21 protein-coding genes are annotated in these 17,176 nt (G+C 49.2%); 20 read left to right on the forward strand and 1 reads right to left on the reverse strand.

Going from position 1 to position 17,176, the window contains the following annotated elements; genetic code table 11:
• The first annotated feature begins 507 nt into the window (after positions 1-507).
• From ACFVRY_RS06840 to ACFVRY_RS06890, 11 genes are all read left to right on the forward strand, one after another.
• Positions 508-2,025: a carboxypeptidase M32 gene (locus ACFVRY_RS06840; RefSeq protein ID WP_387498618.1), complete on the forward strand. Its 1,518-nt coding sequence runs from the start codon at positions 508-510 to the stop codon at positions 2,023-2,025.
• A gap of 91 nt (positions 2,026-2,116) precedes the next feature.
• Entirely contained in the window at positions 2,117-2,767 is a 651-nt protein-coding gene (gene trhA, locus ACFVRY_RS06845) for a PAQR family membrane homeostasis protein TrhA (RefSeq protein WP_066365276.1), read from the forward strand.
• A 157-nt stretch (positions 2,768-2,924) separates the two neighbouring features.
• The gene (locus ACFVRY_RS06850; RefSeq protein ID WP_066362236.1) at positions 2,925-3,281 is read left to right on the forward strand and encodes a putative DNA-binding protein; all 357 of its coding nucleotides are present in this window, start codon (positions 2,925-2,927) and stop codon (positions 3,279-3,281) included.
• Between the two features lie 20 nt (positions 3,282-3,301).
• The gene (gene ffh / locus ACFVRY_RS06855; RefSeq protein WP_066362234.1) at positions 3,302-4,687 is read left to right on the forward strand and encodes a signal recognition particle protein; all 1,386 of its coding nucleotides are present in this window, start codon (positions 3,302-3,304) and stop codon (positions 4,685-4,687) included.
• Between the two features lie 349 nt (positions 4,688-5,036).
• Positions 5,037-5,309, forward strand: a complete 273-nt coding sequence (gene rpsP, locus ACFVRY_RS06860) for a 30S ribosomal protein S16 (RefSeq protein WP_066362232.1) — start codon at positions 5,037-5,039, stop codon at positions 5,307-5,309.
• 22 nt (positions 5,310-5,331) lie between these two features.
• Complete coding sequence (locus tag ACFVRY_RS06865; RefSeq protein WP_066362231.1) at positions 5,332-5,562, forward strand: KH domain-containing protein; 231 nt, start codon at positions 5,332-5,334, stop codon at positions 5,560-5,562.
• A 100-nt stretch (positions 5,563-5,662) separates the two neighbouring features.
• Positions 5,663-6,187: a ribosome maturation factor RimM gene (gene rimM, locus ACFVRY_RS06870; RefSeq protein WP_387498621.1), complete on the forward strand. Its 525-nt coding sequence runs from the start codon at positions 5,663-5,665 to the stop codon at positions 6,185-6,187.
• Complete coding sequence (gene trmD, locus ACFVRY_RS06875) at positions 6,187-7,020, forward strand: tRNA (guanosine(37)-N1)-methyltransferase TrmD (RefSeq protein WP_387498811.1); 834 nt, start codon at positions 6,187-6,189, stop codon at positions 7,018-7,020. The genes rimM and trmD overlap by 1 nt, the downstream gene beginning before the upstream one ends.
• A 459-nt stretch (positions 7,021-7,479) precedes the next feature.
• Positions 7,480-7,611 carry a hypothetical protein gene (locus tag ACFVRY_RS06880; protein ID WP_387498623.1) on the forward strand — a complete coding sequence of 44 codons (132 nt, stop codon included), beginning with the start codon at positions 7,480-7,482 and terminating at the stop codon, positions 7,609-7,611.
• A gap of 227 nt (positions 7,612-7,838) precedes the next feature.
• Complete coding sequence (locus ACFVRY_RS06885) at positions 7,839-8,015, forward strand: hypothetical protein (protein WP_175371970.1); 177 nt, start codon at positions 7,839-7,841, stop codon at positions 8,013-8,015.
• A gap of 584 nt (positions 8,016-8,599) precedes the next feature.
• Positions 8,600-8,830, forward strand: a complete 231-nt coding sequence (locus ACFVRY_RS06890; RefSeq protein ID WP_387498625.1) for a hypothetical protein — start codon at positions 8,600-8,602, stop codon at positions 8,828-8,830.
• A 106-nt stretch (positions 8,831-8,936) separates the two neighbouring features.
• On the opposite strand, the gene ACFVRY_RS06895 is transcribed toward ACFVRY_RS06890, so the two are convergent.
• Positions 8,937-9,887 (reverse strand): DUF4097 family beta strand repeat-containing protein, encoded by a 951-nt coding sequence (locus ACFVRY_RS06895; protein ID WP_387498627.1) that lies wholly within the window; start codon positions 9,885-9,887, stop codon positions 8,937-8,939.
• Between the two features lie 243 nt (positions 9,888-10,130).
• Here ACFVRY_RS06895 and ACFVRY_RS06900 point away from each other — a divergent pair, with 243 nt between their 5' ends.
• The 9 genes from ACFVRY_RS06900 (at position 10,131) to ACFVRY_RS06940 (ending at position 17,139) form a co-directional block, all read left to right on the forward strand.
• Positions 10,131-10,418 (forward strand): hypothetical protein, encoded by a 288-nt coding sequence (locus ACFVRY_RS06900; protein ID WP_387498629.1) that lies wholly within the window; start codon positions 10,131-10,133, stop codon positions 10,416-10,418.
• A 158-nt stretch (positions 10,419-10,576) separates the two neighbouring features.
• Positions 10,577-10,921, forward strand: a complete 345-nt coding sequence (gene rplS, locus ACFVRY_RS06905) for a 50S ribosomal protein L19 (protein ID WP_066362226.1) — start codon at positions 10,577-10,579, stop codon at positions 10,919-10,921.
• 319 nt (positions 10,922-11,240) lie between these two features.
• A complete protein-coding gene (gene lepB / locus ACFVRY_RS06910) occupies positions 11,241-11,861 on the forward strand; it encodes a signal peptidase I (protein WP_066362224.1) in 621 nt (206 codons plus the stop codon).
• A gap of 39 nt (positions 11,862-11,900) precedes the next feature.
• Positions 11,901-12,785 carry a ribosome biogenesis GTPase YlqF gene (gene ylqF / locus ACFVRY_RS06915; RefSeq protein WP_066362222.1) on the forward strand — a complete coding sequence of 295 codons (885 nt, stop codon included), beginning with the start codon at positions 11,901-11,903 and terminating at the stop codon, positions 12,783-12,785.
• Positions 12,786-12,991: 206 nt separating this feature from the next.
• Entirely contained in the window at positions 12,992-13,636 is a 645-nt protein-coding gene (locus tag ACFVRY_RS06920) for a ribonuclease HII (RefSeq protein ID WP_387498632.1), read from the forward strand.
• Between the two features lie 86 nt (positions 13,637-13,722).
• Entirely contained in the window at positions 13,723-15,918 is a 2,196-nt protein-coding gene (locus tag ACFVRY_RS06925; RefSeq protein ID WP_387498634.1) for a DNA ligase, read from the forward strand.
• Positions 15,915-16,214 carry an EscU/YscU/HrcU family type III secretion system export apparatus switch protein gene (locus tag ACFVRY_RS06930; protein WP_066362218.1) on the forward strand — a complete coding sequence of 100 codons (300 nt, stop codon included), beginning with the start codon at positions 15,915-15,917 and terminating at the stop codon, positions 16,212-16,214. The genes ACFVRY_RS06925 and ACFVRY_RS06930 overlap by 4 nt, the downstream gene beginning before the upstream one ends.
• A complete protein-coding gene (locus ACFVRY_RS06935; protein ID WP_387498636.1) occupies positions 16,214-16,600 on the forward strand; it encodes a YraN family protein in 387 nt (128 codons plus the stop codon). Before ACFVRY_RS06930 ends, ACFVRY_RS06935 begins: the two co-directional genes overlap by 1 nt.
• 125 nt (positions 16,601-16,725) lie before the next feature.
• Positions 16,726-17,139 (forward strand): hypothetical protein, encoded by a 414-nt coding sequence (locus ACFVRY_RS06940; protein ID WP_387498638.1) that lies wholly within the window; start codon positions 16,726-16,728, stop codon positions 17,137-17,139.
• The last annotated feature ends 37 nt before the right edge of the window (positions 17,140-17,176 follow it).

The raw sequence follows: 17,176 nt of genomic DNA on the forward strand, positions 1-17,176 counted from the left end.
TGTATCAATAGTCGGATTAGAACGGAGAGTGCTTCTTTTAGCGAAGATAGAGAAGATAACGTTGTTGATTACGAGCTAAACATGACAAGTTGAAGGATAAAGCGGCCATGTGATGGAGCAGAAATTGATATATTTCCTCAGCAGTGGTAATGGAAACACAACGATCCATGAGAGGGCTAACTACCCTCTCCGCCTGCGACTTTTCTATTTGTTTTTACGTCTTTTTAGGAGAACGGCCCAGCAGCAAAAAGCTCCAGCGAACGCAGCGATGATTGGGACCAGTTGATTAGTAGTCAAGTTTCCACCTCCTATGTTTGAAATACTACAGAAAAATAGTTGAGGATACAATATGCAGTTATTCTAATTCAAGCGAAGGCAAGACCGGGCGTTTAAAGAATGTCTATTAACTTGATTTAGCTATATTCTTGTAGGCGAAGTTGCTTATCAGTATTGAAAAAAGTATCATCAAGAGGAGCAGACAAAATAGAGAAAGCAGGTGCTCCATATATGGAACAACAAGTATCGCAAGAGTGGGAGAAATTCAGTAGTTTATTATCTAAAATGAGCGGTTACCGAGAGGCCATCGGGCTTCTGCATTGGGATTTACGTACAGGTGCGCCGCGCAAAGGTGCGGAGATTCGTTCCCAGACCGTAGGGATGCTGAGCGGTGAATATTTCAGATTGGAGACTTCGCCCGAGATGGGGCGGTTCACCGAATTTTTCAGCCGTCCTGATATTAAGAGTCAATTGAATGAGATTCAGAATAAGATAGTGCATGATTGCCGCAAGGAATATGAGCGCTCCAAGAGTATTCCGCCGGAGAAGTATGAGGAATACGCTGTATTGGCAGCTCACTCGGAAACGAAGTGGGAAGATGCCAAGGAGAACAGCGATTTTGCTGGCTTCGAGCCATTCCTTACGAAAATTGTAGCCTTTAAGCAGGAGTTTATTGATTACTGGGGAGTAAATGGCACCCGCTATGACACTTTGCTTGATATGTATGAGCCGGATTTGACAGTCGAGAAGGTTGACGAAGTGTTCAGCCGTCTGCGTAGCCGTCTCGTTCCGCTGGTGGAGAAAATCGCAGCTTCCCCGAACAAGCCAGACACAAGCTTTTTACAGCAAATCTTCGAACAAGAGCAGCAGGAGCAATTTGGACTCTTCATCTTGAAGCAGATGGGGTATGACTTTGATGCCGGACGCCTGGACGAGAGTGTGCATCCTTTTGCCACAGGACTGAATCCGGGAGATGTTCGCATTACGACCAACTATATTCCGGATAACGTTACAAGCGCTGTGTTCAGCTCCTTGCATGAAGGCGGACACGCCCTGTATGAGCAAAATATCAACCCTGAGCTTGTAGGCACACCACTCGCTCAAGGCGCATCCATGGGGATACACGAATCCCAGTCCCGCCTGTGGGAGAACATGATCGGCCGGAGCCTGCCCTTCTGGGAGCGGTATTACAAGGATCTGCAACATTACTTCCCAGTACAGCTTGCGGGTGTTGACGTCAAGGATTTCTACCGCGCCATTAACAGTGTGGACAATACGTTCATTCGGATTGAAGCTGACGAGTTGACCTACAACCTCCATATTATTGTCCGCTATGAAGTTGAGAAGCTAATCTTCAATGAAGGACTTGCCGTGAAGGATCTGCCGCAGGTCTGGAATGCCAAGTACCAGGAGTATTTGGGAATCACCCCTCCAACTGATGCACTGGGCGTATTGCAGGACGTACATTGGTCGGGTGGAGACTTCGGCTATTTTGCCTCCTATTCGCTTGGGAATATGTATGCCGCTCAGATTCTGAACACGCTCCGCAAAGAGCTGCCAACGTTTGATGAGCTAGTTTCGTCCGGTAACCTGCTTCCGATCAAGGAATGGCTGACCGACAAAATTTATAAGTATGGACAAAGTTTAACGCCTTCACAGATTATTGAGCAAGTGACTGGCGAGCCGTTGAACCCGGATTATCTGGCCGATTATCTGGAAGAGAAATACACATCGCTCTATCAACTGTAAGTCATAAGGCAGGCGGGGTCATCCGGCAGAGTGGAATGGCACCCGCGGAACGGCTATAATAGAAGGAAACCGCAAACGGAAGGATTTGGGTATGGCAAATACGTATACTTACAGTCGCCGGGAAGAGGTCGCAAATGCAATTACGCATGGCATTGGTACGGTCCTTAGTGTGGCCGCGCTGGTCCTGCTTGTTGTTTTTGCAAGTTTGAAGGGAACGGCTTGGCATGTGGTCAGCTTCTCTATTTATGGAACCACCATGCTGCTTCTGTACCTCAATTCAACATTGGTTCATAGCCTCAAAGAGGGCAAGGCGAAGGATTTGTTCGAGTTCTTCGATCATTCCTCCATTTACTTGTTCATCGCGGGAACGTATACCCCGTTTTTGCTGGTAGCCATCCGAGGGACTCTTGGTTGGTCGCTGTTCGGCATTATTTGGGGGATTGCTGTTTTCGGTGTGCTCTTCAAGGCCTTTTTCGTCAAAAAGTTTCTGTTCATGTCCACCGTCTTCTACATTGCCATGGGCTGGCTGATCGTGATCGCCTGGAGCCCCTTGTCAGCTGTAGTGGCTAGTGGAGGGATGACGCTGTTGGTCGCCGGCGGTATCCTGTATACCCTGGGGACGGTCTTCTATGTATGGCGTGGGTTCCCGTTCCATCATGCCGTCTGGCATGTCTTCGTGCTGGCAGGCAGTGTGACACATTTCTTCGCCGTGTTAATTTATTTGCTGCCGATCCGCTTATAAAGGGTGAAAATCGCATACATGGGGCATACATGGCAACAAATTTGCTTAAAGAAAAAGATGACAAGCAAAAAAGCTTGACATCTTTCTTTGTTTTGGGTAATATAAGGGACGTTGTGAAGCTGTAAAGTGTTTTTCCTTGACGAAGGGAGTGCCCTTAATGAGTCAGGAGAATAGGCTCGAGAAAACAAATCGAATCAACTTGCTTTTCGCTTTTTACGAACGGTTGCTTACGGATAAGCAGCAGACGTTCCTTAAATATTATTTTCACGACGATTTTTCCTTGGGAGAAATCGCCGCTGAGTTTGATATCAGCCGCCAGGCGGTGTACGAGCATATCAAGCGAGCGGAACAGGTTCTGGAGAATTATGAAGAGAAGCTCGGTTTACTGGTGAAGCATGAGACCCGTAGCCGATATTTGGAAGAATTGCGCAGACTGCCGGATGATGGGATGCTGCCTGAGCAATATAAAGTACGGTTCATGGACCTTGTGGATCGTTTGCAGAGGTTAGAATAGCATGAAGGGAGGAACTGCATATGGCGTTTGAGGGTTTGACCGGAAGATTGCAGAATGTATTCAGCAAGCTTCGCGGCAAGGGCAAGGTATCTGAAGATGATGTCAACGAAGCCATGCGCGAAGTGCGACTGGCCTTGCTGGAAGCGGACGTTAACTTCAAGGTCGTCAAGGAGTTTGTTTCCAAGGTGAAAGAGAAGTCCGTTGGCAAGGAAGTGATGGACAGCTTTACACCAGGCATGGTCATTATCGACATCGTTAACAAAGAGCTGACTGAGCTGATGGGCGGAAGCCAGGCGAAGCTGGCTAAGTCGAACAAGCCGCCGACCGTTATTATGATGGCGGGTTTGCAAGGGGCGGGTAAGACCACCACCTCAGGCAAGCTGGCGAAATTGCTACAGAAGGGCAATCACCGTCCGCTCTTGGTAGCGTGTGATATTTACCGCCCAGCAGCGATCAAGCAGCTTGAAGTGCTTGGTGAGCAGATCAAGGTTCCGGTGTTCTCGCTGGGAGACAAGATCAGCCCGGTGGAAATCGCTAAACAAGGTCTGCAGCATGCCAAGGACAACAACTTGGATTATGTCATCATAGATACCGCAGGCCGCCTGCATATTGATGAAGCGCTGATGGAAGAGCTGAAGCAGATTCACACAGCCTTGACTCCTGATGAAGTGCTACTCGTCGTTGATGCGATGACAGGTCAGGACGCCGTTAATGTCGCAGACAGCTTCAACAAACAGCTTGAACTAACAGGCGTTGTGCTGACGAAGCTGGATGGTGACACCCGTGGTGGTGCGGCATTGTCCGTCAAAGCTGTTACCGGTTGCCCGATCAAGTTCGCCGCGCTAGGCGAGAAGATCGACGCGCTGGAGCCGTTCCATCCGGAGCGGATGGCTTCTCGTATCCTGGGCATGGGCGACATGCTGTCGCTGATTGAGAAAGCCCAAGCGAACATTGATACAGAGAAAGCCAAGGAAATGGAACGTAAGATGCGTAATGCTGAATTTACGTTCGATGATTTCCTTGAGCAAATGGATCAGGTCAAGAAGCTTGGCCCGATCGACCAGATTCTCGGTATGCTTCCTGGTATGAACCAGGCTAAGGGCATCAAGGACCTCAAGGTCGATGACAAGCAGATGGACCGTGTCGAAGCCATTGTTCATTCTATGACCAAGGCTGAGAAACAGCAGCCCGAGATCATCAACCATAACCGTCGCAAACGGATTGCAGCCGGAAGCGGCACCTCGGTCGCTGAGGTTAACCGTCTCATCAAGCAGTTCGACGAGATGCGTAAGATGATGAAGCAGTTCTCTGGTATGATGGGTGGCGGAGGCAAGGGCTCCAAGAAGAACGCCATGAAGCAGCTCAAAGCACTTGGCGGCAAAGGCATGAAATTCCCTTTCCGTTAAAATGTGCCCTTGAACTTCATAATTATCCACAGTATAACGTAGGATGATTCTTCTGCTCTTAGTCTTTAATCTTTTGACTTTAGTCTTTTGATTTTAATCTTTTGAACTTGTTGATTGTCCACAGTATAACGTAGAGACAATCAATGGTCTTCCTAGATACAGTAAGTAATTCAAGCGTGTCCCGTAAGGGACGATAAGCGCTCATGCATCCCTCGTCCCTAGGTACCGCCAATCTGAACACCTACGCTAGTTGCACTTAGCGGGTGTCCAGAGGGTGCAACCCTTTGGGGCCCTCCCTTCCAAGGGAGGGTTTGGGAGGGATCGATACTTTTATAAGGAGGTGAATTTCGTGGCAGTACGTATTCGTCTGAAAAGAATGGGTGCACATAAAGCGCCTTTCTATCGTGTAGTGGTTTCCGATTCCCGGTCCCCTCGTGATGGTCGTTTCATCGAGGAAATCGGTTACTATAACCCGGTTGAACAACCGGCAGTAGTGAAGATCGATGAGGAAAAAGCTCTTAAATGGCTTCAAACAGGTGCGCAAGCATCCGACACCGTTCGCAACTTGCTTTCCAAAGCTGGTGTGTTGAAGAAGTTCCATGAGCTTAAGAATCAGAAATAATGACTGATTGCGAGGGTCCTCTATGGAAGAATTAGTTGGAGTTATTGCTAAGGCTTTAGTGGATCATCCAGAGGATGTGGCCGTACGTATCGTGGAGAAGGATCACCTGATTGTCTATGAGCTTTCCGTTCATCCTGATGATGTCGGCAAGGTCATTGGCAAGCAGGGTAGGATCGCCAAAGCGCTCCGTACCGTAGTTACATCTGCAGCAGTCAAGAGCGATAAACGCGTAACCGTAGATATTTTATCTTAACAGATACGCACAAAGAGGGGCTAGGGATTGTATATCCCGGCTCCTTTTTGTTCAATTATATAAGAACGGATAAGTCTCACATGGTAAAGGAGAGGAATGTATGACCGAAGAATTAACTGTAGGCAGACTGGTCAACACTCACGGCATTCGCGGGGAGATCAAGATTTTGTCCCATACGGATTTCCCGGATGTACGGTTTGCGCCTGGCAAGAAGCTAATTGTGATTCCGGCAGATGGCAGCCCCAGATTTGATGTAATTGTAGATGCTGCCCGGGAACATAAGGGAATGTATATTGTCAGACTGAAAGGCTATACCAACATCAACCAGATCGAAAAGTACAAGGGAAGCATGCTTAAAGTGCCAAGCGATGATCTGGTGGAGTTACCGGAAAATGAGTATTATTTTCACCAGATTGTAGGCTGTGACGTGTACACCGAAGACAACGACAGTCAGCCACTGGGGACAATCACTGAAATTCTTCAGCCCGGAGCTAATGATGTATGGGTGGTTAAGCCGCCGAAAGGACAGGATATCCTGATTCCAGTCATTAACGATGTGGTAGTGGATGTTGACATCGAGACTAAGCGCATCAAGGTCCGCCTGATGGAAGGGCTACTTCCATGATTAGAATCGATGTGCTGACGCTCTTTCCCGAGATGTGCGAAGGTGTCTTCGGCACAAGCATTCTGGGGAAGGCTCGTGAGAAAGGGATTGTGGCGCTGAACGCCGTTAACTTCCGTGACTTCTCCGGCAATAAACACAATACCGTGGACGACACGCCGTATGGTGGAGGTGGAGGGATGGTACTGAAGCCTGATCCAATCTTCGCTGCGGTGGAACATGTGTTGGCTGAAGCTACTGGAGGACCGTCTGGGCATGAGAATATAGTGGAGCATTCTGCTGAGGTGTACTGTGATCAGGAAGGTATAGTCTCAGATGCCGCAACTGCTCCAGTTAAACCACGAATTATTCTGATGTGCCCGCAGGGCAAAACCTATACTCAGCAGATTGCCGAAGAATTGGCACAGGAAGAACATCTGATCTTTATCTGCGGTCATTATGAGGGCTACGACGAGCGGATTCGTGAGCATCTGGTGACGGACGAGCTGTCCATTGGCGATTACGTACTGACTGGGGGAGAACTTCCGGCAATGACTGTCATTGATTCGATCGTTCGCTTGCAACCGGGAGCACTCGGCAATGAGACCTCAGCAGTGAGTGATTCGTTCAGCACGGGACTGCTGGAGTACCCGCATTATACACGTCCGGCAGAGTTTCGTGGCTGGAAGGTGCCAGATATACTGCTCAGCGGACATCATGCTAACATCGAGACTTGGCGGCGGGAGCAGTCCTTGCAGCGTACACTGGAGCGTCGTCCGGATCTCTTGGAGACTGCGGAGCTTACAGTGAAGGATCGGAAGACCCTGGAGCGACTGAAAAACCATGGTCAAGCCTGATTTGGGGAAAAGTTGTTCATATTTGTCATATTTAACGCCTCTTTAACGTATATATAACGTTGAGGAGGCGTTTTTTGTGATGTCCGTTTCTGAAAGCATCCCAATACCATTTTTCTGAAAAAGATATATATAAGATGAACAAAAAAGGTAACAAAAAGCGAGAAGAAATGAAGGGGGAAGTTTGGAACTGGAGGAGCGAAGCGCTCGTCTTTGTCGCCAGATTTCAACCGCAAGGAGCGGTTATAAAGAAGAAATCTGGGGACAACAACGACCGGAAGTCCAAACATTCCACCGTAGTGACAATCGAGTCTTATGTGAGGATATTAAGTTCATATTATATAGAGGAATCTCATCAAAAGGGCCATTGTGCGTTGCAAGCTTATATTTGGGGTAATAAAGAGAGGTGCCGAAATAAAATATCCTGCTGAAGACGCAGCTAATTCAAGATAAGTGAAAGGAATGACTAATGTGACTACGACTACGAATACGCAGAAAGAATTCAAGCAGACCGTGGACGATGTCCAGCAGCAAGCGGAGCAGCTCCGCACGGTGAACGATATTATCGATTTCTATACGAATCGTAAATCCTAAACGAATGAATTTTTGTCCGCATATTCAATTCCCTTAGCATAGTAAAACAATAAAACCATTAAGGCCAGACGATGATAATCGCTGCTTTAATGGTTTTATTAATATTAAGATATGTTTCTGTGCGAAACATCATAGCTTTTAAGGATAACTTGTCTCTTGTTATTTATTAGCAAAAACAGTACTATTATTATACTTATGCAATACCAAACCAAGGAGGGGCTGATTGTATGGCTAAAAAGAGTAGCCTGTTTATTAACGAAGGTGTGCTGCGCATTGCCATATTCATTATGCTGTCATCGCTTACGTATACCGTCCGCAACTATTCATGGGCAGTTACATTCCTTGTGCTTCTAGCCATTTACTCGCTTGTAACAGGTGTCTTCAAGCTCTTTAAGGAGTCTTGAATAGGCTTACATGAATGTAGGCTAACTCTTCATGGGTTGGGTACCGCTAACTAACCTGTACCTCCGATTAACACATCACGCCTTCTATCCTGGAGGAAAGCTTTAAAACCAAAAGCAGCACCGATCAGGCTACGAAACCTGAAAGGTGCTGCTTTGTTCTTCTTCTAAAATCGCTGATCGTTCAAGTGAAAAATGAAATTTCGGGTAGATGTTTTTAATTAATATGTAAACGTTAACAATATGAGTCTAGCATTGATAAATTGTTAATAAATTGTATTGGATATTTTACAAAGGCTATGCTATACTCTTGGCACAAGGAAAGGAGGTGCGTTCACATCAAGCATGACATGTTGAGCGTATCCCTTACCCGGACCAACGGTTAATATGATTAGCTTTGGTGGCGCGGGATACGGATCAAGGTTTTAAACTAGCGCCTCGGGTAAAGAGACCGTCTACGGACGGTCTTTTTTATGTTTTCAACCTATATTTAATGCTCCCTTGTCTTCCGATACCTGTCACTTCGCCGTTACCGGCTGATTACTCCACTCATAAAATACACTACTACGAATGAGGAGGAGTATTTAGTGGAGGCTTATCATAACTGTTTGCGCTGCATGAATAGACGCGTGCGAATTTTGACTGTAGATGGACAGCGACATGAGGGAGTTATCGTGAATGTGGACAGAAACAATGTTTATTTAAAAAGAGACGGAGCTGAAAGGGTTCAGACGTCAGCATTTTTCGGAAATCCTTATGGTGCCAATGATATTCTGACCCTGAGTTTGTTTACGCTGCTCGCTATCGCGTTGATATAACAGATTAGGCTGCAAAAGACCGCCCCTCATGATGAGAGACGGTCTTTTGAGCTGCTTTGCAGCGTGAGGTTCGATACCTGCGCGGGCCTCATAGCCCTAGTTACAATTACTTGTGAACGGTTATTGCGCCAATCTCGGAGCTTAGGGAGACCAGGGGCCCGCCGTTACCCACCGTGCTCTTTCCTTTGGCTGCTCCTTTGATCTGTCCGATCTCGCTGCCTACCTCCAGGCTATAGTTCAAACCGTCGGCCAAGGTAGCTGTAATGGCTCCTACGTCCGTCTTGGCTTTCAGGCTGCTCCCTTCGTTGAGAGCGGCGATGTTCAGAGTAATACTCCCTGTATCGGACTCAATGGTGGACTTGCCAGCAATGGTAGCATCGCTAATGTGGATAGCTCCTACATCGCTGCTCACCCGGTACGTTCCTTGCAAACCGCTCAGCTGGATTTCACCGACATCGTTGGATACCTGATACATATCTATGTTCTTTGGGACCTCAATGACATAATCAATGCTAAAATCAGAAGAGCCATATTTGCGCTGGGCCCAGCTCCACAGGTCTTTCTTAGGCGCGTCTTTGGCATGGGTGGAGATGATCAGTTTGTCTCCACTGGTCTGGATAGAAACCACGGCGTTGTCGAGGATTTCCTGACGTTCTTGCTCACTGTTAAAGTTTTTATAGGACTGAATCGTGGCTTTTACGTTGATTTGATCGCCGCCAACGGCTCTTACCGCTATGGCACCTACGGAATTTTCGATACTTAACACGGATGCAGACCCGATTGTCTGAGATACTTGGAGTTCCTTGCTTATGCTTCCTTCCTTGAAGCCTGCCACAACTTTATCTGCTGTGTTCTGTGCGGCTTGTGTAACAGCTGCTGCGGCTTGGCCCAACCCTTGCTTGACAGCCTCACCCAGGTTTTGTTCCAAGCCATCTGACTGGGATTGTTCCGATTCTTGGTTTACTTTGGCTTTTCCAGGCAACTCCGTGCATCCCGCCAATAATGTTAAGGATACAACGGCGAGTGCTGCGATCATTTTTGGACTGTTCTTTTTCATATGTATAGCTCCCCCTTGAAATTTTAAAGACCCTGCACTGCTAATTCGCTCATTGAATACGTACTATAATTAGTATAACTGTTATGGGAATTTATTGAAAACAGGCTACAGGCGGGTTGCGATACTAGACCTAAGACTAGGCCTGGGACTCCATCTGTAATTGAGCTTTTAAATGTGATAAAATCAGTTCATATGAAGCTTAGCTGCGGGTTCATCCAAAACAATCGAGGGAGGGAATAGCGAATGGCTTATATTGTTGGCCTTATTGTTTTGCTGGTGTTGACCGGGACGTATGTTATATTCCAGAAGCGAACGGCCAAACGCCAGAACGAGCGCAGTGGAATGAACGGCAAGGTCATCTCTATGGAAAGCCACCGCAGAGCGAAGCAGACCTCCGGCGAACAGTTATGCTCCTCCTGCAAAAAGAAAAACGGTAAGCTGATCTTTTATGCCCAAGATAATGGAACTGTGGTCGGTTTATGCAAGGACTGCAAAGCTCAAGCCAAGAAACGTGACATGCTGCCGCTTTAATTTTCAAAAAAAGTTTATCTTTTTGTTGAAATAGCCCGTCTTTTATGGTAACATTATTTTTGTTGTGTGGAATACGGTGGTCCGCTGTCGATAATGAGGGGGAGTTAAGATCTCTCCGGAAGAGGCATGAACACCTGTACGGAAGGAGGAAGTCCTTAATGAGTATCCTACAAGAAATTACCCAAGAGCAACTTCGCAAAGATATCCCGAGTTTTCGCCCGGGTGACACTTTGAAAGTGCACGTAAAAGTTATCGAGGGAACTCGTGAGCGTATCCAGTTGTTCGAAGGCGTTGTAATCAAACGTCGCGGCGGTGGAATCAGTGAGACTTTTACAGTTCGTAAAATTTCTTACGGTGTTGGTGTGGAAAGAACATTCCCTATCAACTCGCCTAAACTCGAGAAAATCGAAGTGGCTCGTCGCGGTAAAGTTCGTCGTGCGAAGCTGTACTATCTTCGTGAACTGCGCGGTAAAGCTGCGAGAATTAAAGAAATCCGTCGCTAGAATTAGTGACAAAGGGAAGGGGCTTGAGTTCAAGCCCCTTTCGTTTTATCATGAGAGTATTATGCATGGGGATTTTTAGGCTGTTTCCTGAGATTAAAGGGAGAATAATCATTTAGGATGGATTCGGCAGTATTCTGAAGAGACACTCTGTCTGACTGGAGTAATCTCATTTAATTTGTATACAATGCATCAGAGATATAGAGCGCTGGGGATCGGCTTCTCCGAAAAGGCCTCCTGAAGGAGTAACTATGGAGGGGTTTTTGGCAGGAGTTTTTTTGTGTTGTATAGTTAGTGTAGCATAAAGAGAGGATGGTGAACTATGCAGCAGGATTTGCAGCAGGGTCAAGGGGAGTCCGAAGAGTCTACTCGGCAGAACCCACCCAAGCAGAAAAATGAGGTATTGGAATGGATTAAGGCAATAGCGATTGCATTAGTTCTGGTTATTCTGATCCGCTGGCTTTTGTTCAAGCCGTTTATTGTAGACGGACCTTCCATGCGGCCTAATTTTCACACCGGTGAGCGGGTAATCGTCAATGAGATACTGTACGACATTCGTTCTCCGCAGCGGGGAGAAGTCATTGTATTCCACGTTCCATCCGAAGGTCGCGACTTTATTAAGCGTGTAATTGGGGTGGCCGGCGATACGGTGAAGGTTGAAGGGGATGTCGTTACAGTTAACGGCAAACCTGTGAATGAAACCTACATTCAGGGTGCTATTGACGACGCACATAAGAACAATACGCTGTACAATAATAAGAACTTCCCTAATGAAGATTTTACCGACGGTACGGTACCTGAGGGTCATGTCTTCGTAATGGGAGACAACCGTTCAGACAGTACAGATAGCCGAATGATTGGTTATGTGCCACTAGGTGATATTGTTGGCCGTGCGGATCTAATCTTCTGGCCGGTGAAGGATATTACCTGGATTAATCATTAAAGAGAATTACACAGAGATGAATCAAAGGAGGTGACGGCAATGGCCATCCAATGGTTTCCTGGTCATATGACGAAGGCTAGACGACAAATCGAAGAAAAGCTGAAGCTGATTGATGTGGCGATAGAGCTGCTCGATTCCCGTCTGCCGCTTTCCAGCCGCAATCCGATGATTGACGATATTTTGCGGGATAAGCCCAGATTGATTATTTTGAACAAAGCAGATTTGGCCGACCCTGAAGCAACACGCAAATGGCTGGAGTACTTCAAGGCGCAGGGTCACGTTGCCCATCCTGTGGATGCTTCTACCGGAACGGGTGTGAAGGATATCCCTGAGCAAGTCAAACTGCTGCTGAAGGAAAAGATTGACCGTCAAATTGCCAAAGGGATGAACCCACGCCCGATGCGCGCGCTGATTGTCGGCATTCCCAATGTCGGCAAGTCTACCCTGATTAACCGGATGGCAGGACGTAATATTGCTGCTACCGGGGATCGTCCTGGTGTGACTAAAGGGCAGCAGTGGATCAAAACAGGCGGAAATCTGGAACTGCTGGATACCCCGGGTATTCTGTGGCCTAAATTTGAGGACCAGAATGTTGGTTATCGTCTCGCAGTCACAGGAGCAATCAAGGAAGAAATCCTGAATGTCGAAGACATTGCTTTTTATGCGGTGAAGTATCTGGTGAAGGATTATGGTTCCAGATTCAAGGAGCGGTTCGGTGTAACGAAGCTTCCAGAAGATCTGGAGAATCCTGATGAGATTGTAGCCGTGATGGAAGCTGTCGGACGTAAGCGCGGTTGTCTGGTTAGTGGCGGTAGGGTAGACCTGGAGAAGGCTTCCCGTACGCTGCTGCATGAACTTCGTGCCGGCAAGCTTGGACGGTTCACGTTGGAAGTGCCGGAAGACCAAGGCAGCTTGCAAATATAGAAGACCGGGTATGGACGAGCCATCCGCTTAGCGGGTGGCTTTTTTTGATCCCATCGAGAGGGAATGGCTCAACGTTATAGGTTGGCTTTTTACCAGGATTTCAAGGAGATGCTGTATTATTTTATAGGTTTTCGCTGGGGGAATCCTGTGTTAAGCTGGCTTAAAAGAAGAGCAGGGAGTTATTTTTAATAATATGAATAGAACAGATGAATGGTAGGTGTATAAGAGTGAGTATTGACATGTTATTGTATGAAAAAGAAGGCTGGGAGCAGTCTTATCGGCGGATTGCCGGTGTAGATGAAGTAGGAAGGGGCTGTCTGTTCGGGGACGTCGTCGCTGCGGCGGTGATCCTGCCGGAAGGGCTGATCATTGAAGGTGTGGATGATTCCAAGAAGTTGTCTGCCAAGAAGAGAGATGCTCTGTTTGAACTAATTATGGAGCAGGCGCTGGCGGTTGGTGTAGGTCATGTGGATGCTACGGTTATAGATGAGATTAACATTAAACAGGCGTCCAGGCTGGCGATGAGAAAAGCGGTGGAGGGTCTGAGTCACTCTCCTGATTATATGCTGGTCGATGCAGAAAAGGTAGATCTGCCGTTGCCGCAGCGGGCCATAATCAAAGGGGATGCCAACAGTCAATCCATTGCCGCAGCTTCCATCGTAGCGAAAGTAACGCGGGACAGGTTGTGTGAAGGTCTGTGGGAGGAATTATACCCGAACTACGGCATTGCGATACATAAAGGTTATGCGACCAAGCTGCATCGTGAGCAGATTACAGCGCTAGGACCGACACCGATGCACCGGCGCAGTTTTATCGGTAGAATTCTGGCAGAACAGCAGACACTGTTCTAGTCGGTCGTAAGCCCGGCAGGTTGTTCTTATAAAAGAATGATTTTTTCCGATATATATGTAAAAGAACAACTGGAGGAGGGCAAGAGATGAATATCGGTTCACTGATCCGTGGGCTACTTGGTGACAGCAAGCCGGGTGAGCCCAAGTCTGTGGAATTAAAGGAAGGTCAGGTTGTTCGCGGTGTGGTTCTAAGCGTATCCGATACGGGAAAAGAGGCCGTGGTGCAAATTCAGGGTGCCCCTGTCCGGGCGGAGCTTGAGACACCGCTACAACCGGGGCAGACATTGAATCTGCAAGTGGCTCCTCCTGGAGAAAATGGATTGCCGGTTCTAAAGCCGGTCTCCCCTGGGCAAATGACTGTCCCGCAGAGTATGGGTGAAGCATTGGAATCGCTTGGATTAACGGACGCAAAGGCTGGACGGGAGATTGTGCTGGCGATGCAATCTGGAGGTCTGGCATTGACGAAGGAAACGGCTGCAAAGCTGAATATGATCATGAATGCCAAGCCTCCCGGTGTCCCAGCAGAGCAGTGGCTGGAAGCAGCGGTTATCTCAGTAAAAAGAGGACTGCCGGTAACACCTGAAAGTGTGAGGGGGCTGCAGCAGGCTGTGTTTGGTCCTCCATTACACGAGTTGTTGTCAACGCTTGAGGAACAATTGAACCTTTGGGCGGAACAGGGGGCTGGCAAAGCGGGACCGGACGGCAAGGGACCGGCGACTTCGCCAAACTCAGGGTCTGCGAATGGTATGAATACTACCCCAGCACCCGTTAGCAACCCTCAGTTGGAGGGAGGGGCTTTCCAAGGTAAAAATGTGGGAGCAGCCGCCATGCCGGTTGCAGACAATGGGGCTGGCAAAGCAAATGGACCGATCGGAACAATGGGTACTCCCGCTAATGCTGAAAGTGTCGCTAACCCGGGCACTTCGGGAACGACTGGAGCCAGACTGAATCCAGCGGGTACAAGTAACGCCGGAACTTCCGCTGGCAGTTCTGTGCCGGTGAATGGCAGCGTCAATCCCGGTAGTAGCGGAGGAACTGTACAGGTGGATGTGGATCAAGCGTCTGTATTGGCGGGTGCTGCCACAGTGGATGGCGAAGAGGAGAGCCAGGGGGTTAATGTTGCTAGAGGAAATGAAGGATCAACGCCAAAAGCATCGGTAGCCGCGACTTCTACTGGCGCTGCGCTTGCGGGAGTTAGTGCCGCCGAAGAAGAGGCGGCACCGAATAGCGCCGCGAGAACTAGCGGCGCAAACGGTGGGCCTGCTGAATCTGCAGCAGGCAAGCTGACAGCCGGACCGGCAGAGCCGTCCGGCACTGCCCTGCTCGCGAAGCTGCAGGGCGTGCTCTCCGAGCTGCGCAGCACACTGCCGCAGCTCACGGCTGCCCCGCCCGCTGGCGCGGCGGGCGGGCCCCAGGCCCCTGCGGCCGATGCGCCGCTGGGGCAGACAACCCCGCCTCCGGCTGCGGCGGGGCAGGAACCCGCGCAGGCGGCGCCGCGCGGGGAACGGCATGCTGCGGCAGTGACGCCGCAGCCAGGCACCGCCCCGGCCCACGACAGTGAATCGTGGGTGGGGCGGGTGCTGAAGCTGCTCGGTGCGGAGCACGAGCAGCAGGCCGTCCGCGGCAGCGGCGCAGCCGCCGCGGAGGTGCGGCCCGCGGCCGTGCCACTGGCCGCGGGAGGGCGTGAGGCCCAGCTGCCGCAGGCGCTGGGCGGGGCGTCCGGCGCCGGGCATGACGGCGCCGAGACGCTCAAGGGCGTGCTGCTGCAAGTAATGGGCAGCAGCGAGGTCCCGCCCGCGGTCAAGGAAGCCGCGGGCCAGTTAGTTCAGCAGCTGACCGGGCAACAGCTGCTGCTGAATACAGACCGCACGGCTCCTTTTGCCCAGGTGACCCTGTTCCTGCCTCTTCATGGACAGGACGGGCAAGAGACGGCCTCTGTGCATATTCAATCCCGGCGGGGACGCAAGGGAGAACTGGATGCAGCGAATTGCCGGCTCTGGTTCGATCTGGATATGAAGCAGCTCGGGCAGACCCTGGTGGATGTGCAGGTGGTGAATCGTATTGTCAGCTTGAAGATGCACAACAACCACCCAGCGGTGCTCGAATTGTTGGAGCAGCGGCGTGATGACATCGGGGCGGCTGTGGAGTCGATAGGCTATCAGTTATTGTCTTTAAGAACAGAGCCGTTACCCGAGAAGAGCTTGACTGACCATTCAGATAGTGGTAGCAAGCTGGCTGACTATGTCCCGGATTCGTACAAAGGAGTAGATTACCGTATATGAATGAGCCCGAGAATGAAATCCGGCAAAATTTTAAAAAGGCAGTTGCGCTGAAATATTCCCCTGATCAGGCCGAGGCTCCAGTCGTGGTTGCCAAGGGACAGGGCGTTGTTGCGGATATCATTCTTCAGAAGGCCAAGGAGAGCGGTGTGGTTATCCAGGAGGATGCGGCGCTGGTTGAGGTACTCTCCAAGCTGGATTTGGATCAGCAGATTCCGCCCGAACTGTATCAGCTGGTGGCGGAGATATTAAGCTTTGTCTACCAGAGTGACCGGGCTGCATCGGAGCTGGATCTGTAATGGAGAGCGGTGCTTCAGGAATACCGTATAACCGCAAGCAAAAGGGTGCTGCTGCCGAGGAGGCAGCGGTATATTACTTGTCTTCCCGAGGATATATCATTGTTCAGCGCAATTGGCGCTGCCGAAGCGGTGAAATAGACATCATAGCAGAGCACGAGGGTAACCTGGTATTTGTAGAGGTCAGAAGCCGAAGTGGAACGCTGCGGCAGGGCACGCCAGAAGAATCGGTTAATGCTCGCAAGATCCAACAGGTACGCAATATGGCGCTAATTTATCTGCATATGACAGGTCAGGAAGAACGACGGATCTTGTTTGACGTGATCGCCGTTTGGTTGCAGGAAGATCTAAGCGTAGCTTCCATGACCCATATCCGAGGGGCGTTTTAACAAGTTTTGTTTCCTGGTTACCTCAAGAAGCCCTTCCAGAGCCTCAGTACAGGTGGGTCATTTGTGAAAAGATATGGGTAAACATTAGTGTAACTTTTCAATAGCACCACGAGGAGGGCTTCCCATTGAAGAACCAGCCACTAGAGATACAGGTGAATTTTGCATGCCAGCATTGCGGACAGAAGCTTGAAGCCAAATTGGGTGCTGAGCCCATGTCAATGATTTGTTGCAGCCAGTGCAGCAAGACTTTTACCGTCATGCGGCCGGCCATTTCCGAAGAGATACTGATTGATTGGGAGAACGAGGCCCTGTTTCAGAAAATACGCGCCGAGAAGACCCAGAGCAGTAATAACAGTCTTTTGGCACTGATTATAAGAGTTATGGAATTGCTGACCTGGCGGGATAAGGGGAACGGAAAAGTAGAAGCCATTAAGGAAATGAGGTGCTGGCTGATCGAGAATGAAAGTGTACCTCCTTTGGAAGAATTAATTCAGATGGATATGCAAGACCGGATGAACAGGCGGGATTTCGGAAAATAACCAGCTGAACCTATATTTATTCAGGAAAGAGGATGGA

Origin of the sequence: Paenibacillus sp. NPDC057934 (assembly GCF_042887565.1) — a bacterium.
In the GTDB taxonomy this organism is placed as follows: Bacteria; Bacillota; Bacilli; order Paenibacillales; family Paenibacillaceae; genus Paenibacillus_AQ.

What these genes read in the sequence shown, in the direction of transcription:
- ffh (WP_066362234.1), top strand. Translation starts at nt 3,302, where the DNA reads ATGGCGTTTGAGGGTTTGACCGGAAGATTGCAGAATGTATTCAGCAAG.
- trhA (WP_066365276.1), top strand. Translation starts at nt 2,117, where the DNA reads ATGGCAAATACGTATACTTACAGTCGCCGGGAAGAGGTCGCAAATGCA.
- ACFVRY_RS06840 (WP_387498618.1), top strand. Translation starts at nt 508, where the DNA reads ATGGAACAACAAGTATCGCAAGAGTGGGAGAAATTCAGTAGTTTATTA.
- rplS (WP_066362226.1), top strand. Translation starts at nt 10,577, where the DNA reads ATGAGTATCCTACAAGAAATTACCCAAGAGCAACTTCGCAAAGATATC.
- lepB (WP_066362224.1), top strand. Translation starts at nt 11,241, where the DNA reads ATGCAGCAGGATTTGCAGCAGGGTCAAGGGGAGTCCGAAGAGTCTACT.
- ACFVRY_RS06850 (WP_066362236.1), top strand. Translation starts at nt 2,925, where the DNA reads ATGAGTCAGGAGAATAGGCTCGAGAAAACAAATCGAATCAACTTGCTT.
- ACFVRY_RS06895 (WP_387498627.1), bottom strand. Translation starts at nt 9,887, where the DNA reads ATGAAAAAGAACAGTCCAAAAATGATCGCAGCACTCGCCGTTGTATCC.
- ACFVRY_RS06900 (WP_387498629.1), top strand. Translation starts at nt 10,131, where the DNA reads ATGGCTTATATTGTTGGCCTTATTGTTTTGCTGGTGTTGACCGGGACG.
- ACFVRY_RS06880 (WP_387498623.1), top strand. Translation starts at nt 7,480, where the DNA reads ATGACTAATGTGACTACGACTACGAATACGCAGAAAGAATTCAAGCAG.
- ACFVRY_RS06885 (WP_175371970.1), top strand. Translation starts at nt 7,839, where the DNA reads ATGGCTAAAAAGAGTAGCCTGTTTATTAACGAAGGTGTGCTGCGCATT.
- ACFVRY_RS06935 (WP_387498636.1), top strand. Translation starts at nt 16,214, where the DNA reads ATGGAGAGCGGTGCTTCAGGAATACCGTATAACCGCAAGCAAAAGGGT.
- ACFVRY_RS06930 (WP_066362218.1), top strand. Translation starts at nt 15,915, where the DNA reads ATGAATGAGCCCGAGAATGAAATCCGGCAAAATTTTAAAAAGGCAGTT.
- ACFVRY_RS06865 (WP_066362231.1), top strand. Translation starts at nt 5,332, where the DNA reads ATGGAAGAATTAGTTGGAGTTATTGCTAAGGCTTTAGTGGATCATCCA.
- ACFVRY_RS06920 (WP_387498632.1), top strand. Translation starts at nt 12,992, where the DNA reads ATGAATGGTAGGTGTATAAGAGTGAGTATTGACATGTTATTGTATGAA.
- ACFVRY_RS06925 (WP_387498634.1), top strand. Translation starts at nt 13,723, where the DNA reads ATGAATATCGGTTCACTGATCCGTGGGCTACTTGGTGACAGCAAGCCG.
- rimM (WP_387498621.1), top strand. Translation starts at nt 5,663, where the DNA reads ATGACCGAAGAATTAACTGTAGGCAGACTGGTCAACACTCACGGCATT.
- ylqF (WP_066362222.1), top strand. Translation starts at nt 11,901, where the DNA reads ATGGCCATCCAATGGTTTCCTGGTCATATGACGAAGGCTAGACGACAA.